Genomic DNA, 6,108 nt, shown 5'->3' on the forward strand with positions numbered 1-6,108 from the left:
GAACACCCTGCAGATCAGCAAACCTCAGTGCAGCATGGTCGAGGGGCTGTAACCATTTGGCTCCGCCCGCATGGCCGCAAATTCCGCCTCGACCCGCCCACGCATGGAATCGGGCGTCTCAGGGAAGCCACTGCGATCGCTGTAATCCCATTCAGTGACCACCTGCTCCTCCTCACCAAGCCCCTTGGCGCAGGCCAGGTCCAGCGCGGTAACGCCCACGACCGCACCAGTGGCCAAAGCGGCGTTAACCTGTTCGGTGCCCTTCTCGATGCTCAGCCCAAGCCCGGCCAGATCCAGCGCATCACCGCCGATACGGGCATAGATCCAGGGCTTGGGATCGTCCGTCAGCAACAGCCCGACACCTGTGACGATTTCGCGCGCGCCGCATGCGCGAATCAGCCCCTCGTTGCCGGGCACGCCGAGAAAGCGAGCGAGCTTGCCGGGCATCAGCACTTCGGCCAGGCCCAGTCCGATACTGAACCAGCCAAGGCCACGGGCCAGCGTACGGGCCGAATGATTGGTACGGGTTACTCGATGTGGAACGCTCATGGATCAGTCCCTCCTCGGGGCGTGGAGAAGCCGCCCGCTTCCCTGGAGCAGGGAAGCGGAGCGAAGCCCTCAGGGCTTGAGAACGACCTTGATGCAGCCGTCGTGCTTGTCGCGGAAGGTCTTGTACATTTCCGGCCCCTGTTCGAGGCTGACGCTGTGAGTGATGACGAAGGACGGATCGATCTGGCCTTCCTGGATGCGCTTGAGCAGGTCGTCAGTCCAACGATTGACGTGGGTCTGGCCCATGCGGAAGGTCAGCCCCTTGTTCATCGCCGCGCCGAACGGGATCTTGTCGATCAGCCCGCCGTAGACGCCGGGGATGGAGATGATGCCCGCCGGACGGCAGACGTAGATCATTTCGCGTAGCACGTGCGGGCGGTCGGTCTCCATCATCAGTGCCTGCTTGGCACGGTCGTACATGGAGTCGATGGAGCGCGCGGCGTGTGCCTCCATACCGACAGAGTCGATGCACTTTTCCGGGCCTTTGCCACGGGTCAGCTCCTTGAGCCGCTCGAGCACGCTCTCCTCATCGAAGTTGATGGTGATAGCGCCGCCGGCTCGGGCCATGGACAGCCGTTCGGGGACGTTGTCGATGCAGATCACTTGTTCGGCGCCCATCATGATCGCGCTGCGGATGGCGAACTGACCGACCGGCCCTGCGCCCCACACGGCTACGGTATCGGTGGGCTGGATATCGCACTGCGCCGCGGCCTGCCACCCGGTGGGCAGGATGTCACCGAGAAACAGCACCTGCTCATCGGTCATGCCGTCGGGGACGACCACCGGGCCGACATCGGCATACGGCACGCGGACGAACTCAGCCTGCCCGCCAGCGTAGCCGCCGGTAAGGTGGGTGTAGCCATAGAGACCCGCAGTGGTATGGCCGAAGACCTTGTCTGCGACGTCCTTGTTGCGGTTGGTGCGCTCGCACACCGAGAAATTACCACGCCGGCACTGATCGCATTCACCACAGACGATGGTGAAGGGCACCACCACGCGGTCGCCGACCTTGAGCTTTTTGTTGGCCGAGCCGACCTCCATCACCTCGCCCATGAACTCGTGACCCATGATGTCGCCGTGCTTCATGCCAGGCATGAAGCCGTCGTAGAGGTGCAGGTCCGAGCCGCAGATGGCACAGGAACTGACCTTGATGATGGCGTCGCGCGGGTCCTCGATGGTGGGGTCGGGGACGTGGTTGTCACAGCGAATATCGTGCTTGCCGTGCCAGCGTAGGGCTCTCATGAAAAATCTCCTGGTTCGGTGTTCGAAAACGCCGCCGTGGTGGTTCTTCCTGATTGATCGCCGCTGGGGCGGCAGCTGCTCCTGACCCGACTGCCGCCATATGGCAGGGCGCGCGGCGTGCGTGCTAACAAATTTTTAGTAAGCGCCGCGCCGCCAGAGTTGCCTGAAATGTCGCAATGATGGCCAAAACACCGACGGGCTGTTGTTGTGGCTGCGGCTCAACCCTTGCCGGGACGGACGCTGGCGTAGCCGTTGCGATAGCTCGAATAGTGCGGAGTCCAGCCCAGCGCCCGCGCGCGGGCATTGCTGCAGCGCTTGCTGCCGGCCCGGCGCGTCATCGTCTGCTCCGCCCAATGGGTGACACCGAGTCGCTCGCGTAGCCAGTCGATGACTTCATGCAGTGGCGCCGGGTCGTCGTCGACGCCCAGATAGCAGTCCTGCAGATCACCTCCACGCAGATCGGTCTGGAGCAGACAGGCCAGAAGCGCGGCGGCGTCGTCGCGATGAATGCGGTTGCTGTACTGCGGCGGGTCGCGATCGACTCGCAAGCCCGCGCGGACCTGATTCTGCATCCACGGGCGGTCCGGGTCGTAAAGCCCGGCCATCCGCACCAGCGTGGTCGGAATGCCGCTACCAAGCGCTAGCCGCTCGGCTTCGAGCATCACCTGCCCGGTGTAGCCGGCGGGCTCGGTGGGTGAGGTTTCGTCGATCCATTCCCCCTGGTTCTGCGCATAGACGCCGGTGCTGGAGAGGAAGATCAAGCGCTTGGGCCGCTGGCCGCGCTGTTGCAGCCAGCCGAGCGCGTTGCGCAGCCCATCGACATAGGCGGCGCGGTAGCCCGGTTCGTCGTGCTGGCTGGCCGATGCGGCGTAAACCAGATAGTCCAGCGTCCCGTTGGGCCAACTGCGCGGAACCTGGACGGAAGCCAGATCGCCTTTGACCGGCAGGATCGGCACCGGCAGGCTCGCTGCCTGACGACGTAGGCCGTAGACCGTCCAGCCCGCTCTGCTCAGTTGCAGCCCAAGACGAACGCCAATATCACCGCAGCCGGCGATCATTACCGAAGGACGATTTGCCATGGTCGGTTACTCCTTAACCGTTGCGGACCACCCAATCGGCCCGCCTTGCCTGAGTGTAACGCTGCCGTGGCTTGGCCGCTGATCAGCTTGCACTGAACGGCTATTGGCCAGTTGGTTCGAACACGAGCAAAGGCTATGCTAGCCGGCACTCTGATGGAAACTCGCTATGACACTGACCGAACTGCGCTATATCGTCACGCTCGCCCAGGAATCACACTTCGGCCGCGCCGCCGAACGCTGCCACGTCAGCCAGCCCACCCTCTCGGTGGGAGTGAAGAAGCTGGAGGACGAGCTCGGCGTGCTGATCTTCGAGCGGACCAAGAGCGCGGTGCGGCTGACGCCGGTGGGCGAAGGCATCGTCACCCAGGCGCAGAAGGTGCTGGAGCAGGCGCAGAGCATCCGTGAACTGGCTCAAGCGGGCAAGAACCAGCTGGCCGCGCCGCTCAAGGTCGGTGCCATCTATACCGTCGGCCCCTACATGTTTCCGCATCTGATCCCGCAGCTGCACCGCGTGGCGCCGGACATGCCGCTGTATATCGAAGAAAACTTCACCCACGTGCTGCGCGACAAGCTGCGCACCGGCGAGCTGGACGCCATCATCATCGCGCTGCCCTTCCAGGAAGCCGACGTACTGACGCTGCCGCTGTACGACGAGCCGTTCTACGTGCTGATGCCGGCCAACCATTCGTGGTCCAAGAAAGAAACCATCGACGCCGAAATGCTCAACGACAAGAGCCTGCTGCTGCTCGGCGAAGGCCATTGCTTCCGCGATCAGGTGCTCGAAGCTTGCCCGACCACCCGCAAGGGCGAGGCGCCGACCCACACCACGGTGGAGTCCTCGTCGCTGGAAACCATCCGCCATATGGTCGCCTCGGGCCTGGGCGTGTCGATCCTGCCGCTGTCGGCGGTCGACAGCCATCATTATTCGGCCGGCGTGTTGGATATCCGGCCGCTGACGCCGCCGGTGCCCTTCCGCACCGTGGCGATCGCCTGGCGCGCCAGCTTCCCGCGCCCGCGGGCCATCGAGGTGCTGGCCGACTCCATCCGCCTGTGCTCGGTCGCCAAACCACCGGTCGCGAACGTCTGAGCCCATGAGCGAGCTTGCGGCCGTCCCGGTCACCGCACTCAAGGGCGTCGGCGCGGCACTGGCCGAAAAGCTCGCCAAAGTCGGCCTGGAAACCCTGCAGGACGTACTGTTCCACCTGCCGTTGCGCTATCAGGACCGCACCCGCGTGGTGCCTATCGGCGCGCTGCGCCCCGGCCAGGATGCCGTGATCGAAGGCGTCGTGACCGGCGCCGACATCGTCATGGGCCGCCGGCGCAGCCTGCTGGTGCGCCTGCAGGACGGCAGCGGCACGCTGAGCCTGCGCTTCTATCACTTCAGCAACGCCCAGAAGGAAGCCATGAAGCGCGGCACCCAGCTGCGTTGCTATGGCGAGGCGCGACCGGGTGCTTCGGGGCTGGAAATCTACCATCCCGAATACCGCGCTTTGACCGGTGAGCCAGCGCCGGTCGAGCAGACCCTGACGCCTATCTACCCGACCACCGAAGGCCTGACCCAGCAGCGCCTGCGCAATCTCAGCGAACAGGCGCTGACCCGTCTCGGCCCGCACAGCCTGCCCGACTGGCTGCCCGAAGAGCTGTCGCGCGACTACCGATTGTCGAAGCTCGACGAAGCCATCCGCTACCTGCACCGACCGCCGCCGGATGCTGACCTGGAGGAACTCGCCGAGGGCCGCCACTGGGCCCAGCATCGCTTGGCATTCGAGGAACTGCTGACCCATCAGCTGTCACTACAGCGCCTGCGCGAAAGCGTCCGCGCGCAACAGGCACCGCAGCTGCCACCGGCGCGCACATTGCCGCAACGCTACCTGGCCAACCTCGGCTTCCAGCCCACCGGGGCGCAGCAGCGCGTTGGTGCGGAGATCGCCTACGATCTGGCCCAGGACGAACCCATGCTGCGCCTGGTGCAGGGCGACGTCGGTGCCGGCAAGACAGTGGTCGCCGCGCTGGCCGCGCTACAGGCGCTGGAAGCTGGCTATCAGGTGGCGCTGATGGCTCCCACCGAAATTCTTGCCGAGCAGCATTTCATCACCTTCTGCAAATGGCTCGAACCCCTGGGCATCGAGGTCGCCTGGCTGGCCGGCAAGCTCAAGGGCAAGGCCCGCGTTGCGGCCTTGGAACAGATCGCCAGTGGCTGTCCGATGGTGGTCGGCACCCATGCGTTGTTCCAAGACGAGGTGCGCTTTCGCAAGCTGGCGCTGGTGATCATCGACGAACAGCACCGCTTCGGCGTACAGCAGCGCCTGGCGCTACGGCAGAAGGGGATCGACGGCCGACTGTGCCCGCATCAGCTGATCATGACCGCCACGCCCATCCCGCGCACCCTGGCGATGAGCGCCTACGCCGACCTGGATACCTCGATCCTCGACGAACTGCCGCCGGGCCGCACGCCGGTGAACACTCTGGTGATCGCCGACAGCCGCCGCGTGGAAGTCATCGAGCGGGTGCGCGCCGCCTGCAACGAAGGCCGCCAGGCCTACTGGGTCTGCACCCTGATCGAGGAATCGGAAGAACTCACCTGCCAAGCCGCCGAAACCACCTTCGAGGACCTGTCGGCCGCGCTGGGCGGGCTCAACGTCGGGCTGATCCACGGCCGCATGAAGCCCGCCGAAAAGGCCGCGGTAATGTTGGAGTTCAAGGAAGGCCGCCTGCAACTTCTGGTCGCCACCACGGTGATCGAGGTCGGGGTAGACGTGCCCAACGCCAGTCTGATGATCATCGAGAATCCCGAGCGCCTGGGCCTGGCCCAGCTGCACCAGCTGCGCGGGCGGGTCGGCCGGGGCAGCGCCGCCAGCCATTGTGTGCTGCTCTATCACCCGCCTCTGTCGCAGATCGGTCGTCAGCGCCTGGCGATCATGCGCGACACTAATGACGGTTTCGTCATCGCCGAAAAAGATCTGGAACTGCGCGGCCCCGGCGAAATGCTCGGCACCCGCCAGACCGGCCTGCTGCAATTCAAGGTCGCCGACCTGATGCGCGACGCCGATTTGTTACCCGCCGTACGTGACGCTGCGCAGGTATTGCTGGCGCGCTGGCCGCAGCATGTCAGCCCACTGCTGGAGCGCTGGTTGCGCCACGGCCAGCAATACGGGCAAGTCTGACGCTCGTCGGTAAACCCAAACCGCATTAGGGTCTGTTCCCGTTTCGTACGCGGCCGCGCCGGAGCCTGTTTTTT

5 protein-coding genes are annotated in these 6,108 nt (G+C 64.9%); 2 read left to right on the forward strand and 3 right to left on the reverse strand.

All coding sequences use genetic code 11. The features are described 5' to 3' along the window. Window positions 1-24 precede the first annotated feature (24 nt). From NA645_RS16305 to NA645_RS16315, 3 genes are all read right to left on the reverse strand, one after another. Window positions 25-549 (reverse strand): transcriptional regulator, encoded by a 525-nt coding sequence (locus NA645_RS16305; RefSeq protein ID WP_256049812.1) that lies wholly within the window; start codon window positions 547-549, stop codon window positions 25-27. A gap of 69 nt (window positions 550-618) precedes the next feature. Next, window positions 619-1,791: a zinc-dependent alcohol dehydrogenase gene (locus NA645_RS16310; protein WP_256049813.1), complete on the reverse strand. Its 1,173-nt coding sequence runs from the start codon at window positions 1,789-1,791 to the stop codon at window positions 619-621. Window positions 1,792-2,009: 218 nt separating this feature from the next. Then, window positions 2,010-2,870: an NAD(P)H-binding protein gene (locus NA645_RS16315; RefSeq protein WP_256049814.1), complete on the reverse strand. Its 861-nt coding sequence runs from the start codon at window positions 2,868-2,870 to the stop codon at window positions 2,010-2,012. Window positions 2,871-3,036: 166 nt separating this feature from the next. Here NA645_RS16315 and NA645_RS16320 point away from each other — a divergent pair, with 166 nt between their 5' ends. Both NA645_RS16320 and recG read left to right on the forward strand, forming a co-directional pair. After that, window positions 3,037-3,957 (forward strand): hydrogen peroxide-inducible genes activator, encoded by a 921-nt coding sequence (locus NA645_RS16320; protein WP_256049815.1) that lies wholly within the window; start codon window positions 3,037-3,039, stop codon window positions 3,955-3,957. A gap of 4 nt (window positions 3,958-3,961) precedes the next feature. After that, window positions 3,962-6,034 carry an ATP-dependent DNA helicase RecG gene (recG, locus tag NA645_RS16325; protein ID WP_256049816.1) on the forward strand — a complete coding sequence of 691 codons (2,073 nt, stop codon included), beginning with the start codon at window positions 3,962-3,964 and terminating at the stop codon, window positions 6,032-6,034. Window positions 6,035-6,108: the final 74 nt, after the last annotated feature.

This window comes from Stutzerimonas stutzeri, from assembly GCF_024448955.1.
Lineage (GTDB): Bacteria > Pseudomonadota > Gammaproteobacteria > Pseudomonadales > Pseudomonadaceae > Stutzerimonas > Stutzerimonas stutzeri_AQ.

What these genes read in the sequence shown, in the direction of transcription:
- NA645_RS16305 (WP_256049812.1), bottom strand. Translation starts at nt 549, where the DNA reads ATGAGCGTTCCACATCGAGTAACCCGTACCAATCATTCGGCCCGTACG.
- NA645_RS16310 (WP_256049813.1), bottom strand. Translation starts at nt 1,791, where the DNA reads ATGAGAGCCCTACGCTGGCACGGCAAGCACGATATTCGCTGTGACAAC.
- NA645_RS16315 (WP_256049814.1), bottom strand. Translation starts at nt 2,870, where the DNA reads ATGGCAAATCGTCCTTCGGTAATGATCGCCGGCTGCGGTGATATTGGC.
- NA645_RS16320 (WP_256049815.1), top strand. Translation starts at nt 3,037, where the DNA reads ATGACACTGACCGAACTGCGCTATATCGTCACGCTCGCCCAGGAATCA.
- recG (WP_256049816.1), top strand. Translation starts at nt 3,962, where the DNA reads ATGAGCGAGCTTGCGGCCGTCCCGGTCACCGCACTCAAGGGCGTCGGC.